This window comes from Pseudomonadota bacterium, from assembly GCA_010028905.1.
Lineage (GTDB): Bacteria > Vulcanimicrobiota > Xenobia > RGZZ01 > RGZZ01 > RGZZ01.
Window position 1 is genome coordinate 1 of record RGZZ01000905.1, and the last position, 1,110, is coordinate 1,110.

Annotated in this window: 3 protein-coding genes; all 3 read right to left on the reverse strand. The window is 62.2% G+C overall.

What is annotated here, in order from left to right; translation table 11 throughout:
- Positions 1-417: histone deacetylase (locus EB084_26260; protein NDD31767.1), on the reverse strand; the 417-nt coding region annotated here is incomplete at its 3' end.
- Positions 418-440: 23 nt separating this feature from the next.
- Positions 441-620 (reverse strand): hypothetical protein, encoded by a 180-nt coding sequence (locus EB084_26265; GenBank protein ID NDD31768.1) that lies wholly within the window; start codon positions 618-620, stop codon positions 441-443.
- A gap of 114 nt (positions 621-734) precedes the next feature.
- Positions 735-1,110: SRPBCC family protein (locus EB084_26270; GenBank protein NDD31769.1), on the reverse strand; the 376-nt coding region annotated here is incomplete at its 5' end.

A 1,110-nucleotide genomic window follows, 5' to 3' on the forward strand; every position in this document is an offset into this window, starting at 1 on the left:
GTGAAAGCCACCAAAGCTGTTGATGGCGGCTCGACCGTGGCGCACCGCATACCGCGCGGCCTCGACCGTGCCCCCGACGCCCAGACGAAGCGTGCGCAGCACTTCGTCGACGAACACGTCGCTCGGGTCGACGGCGAAGATCTGCGCGAGGGTCTCCGGCTGGTGCAGCGACTCGAGGTACTCAGGGGAGTGCACCCGCGCGAGATCTTCGTAGCTCACGGTTTCGGGGTTGATGACGTCGACCCGCGCGATCGCCCTGACCGACAACAGGTAGTGCACGGCGTCATCAGAGCGACGGGTCTCGAGCGCGTACGGCCCCGCTTCGGCCCCGGAGATGGGCAAGCGATACGCCTCGTCGTGGTAGACCCGAAGTGGCCGGCGACGCGCGGTGTTGAACAGCGCGAGGAAGGGGTTCACGTCGTCGCGCGCGGTTTCAGCCTTTAGAAGAGCTGAATGTGAACGACCCCGCTGTTGGGCGTCTCTTCACGCTCCGAGCGGCGATCTTCTTCTTCGTCACGTCGTGGAGCGACGGGGATCTCAATCGACGGGCGCTGACGTTCCTTTTGAGCCCGTTCCCGCTCGCGCCGCTTCAGCTCTTCGATGATGTAGGTGTCGAGCATGGGGGCCTTGAAGGAAAACGACGTTCAAATCTTAACCAGCGTTCCAGCACCTTCAACCGCTCGCCCCGATCTTTCCGTCGGCCCGCGCACCCAACCCGCTGAAAAGGCAGGGAATTACTTCTTCTGTGACTCAATGCGCTTCTTGAAGTTCTCCAGCAGCCTGGGGAGTTGGCTGTCGACCAGACCGTTGACGATCGTCTTGGGCACCAGCATGCCGACCTCGACCTCGATGCTGTAGGTGGCCTTCGTGGTGCCGTTGCCCAGGTCTTCGAGCACCCAGCCGCCCTTGTTGTCCTTCATGAACTCGCCGTCGATGAAGGACCAGCTGACCTTCTTCGGCCCCTCTTCCTTCATGTGAACGGTGTACTTGATCACCTTCACCACCTCGGCCTCGTACTGCACGTCGACCTCATTGCCGCGGCGGTTCATGGTGCGGATCTTCTTCACCTCCGGGAGAAACTCGGGGTACCGCTCGTAGTCGGAGATCACC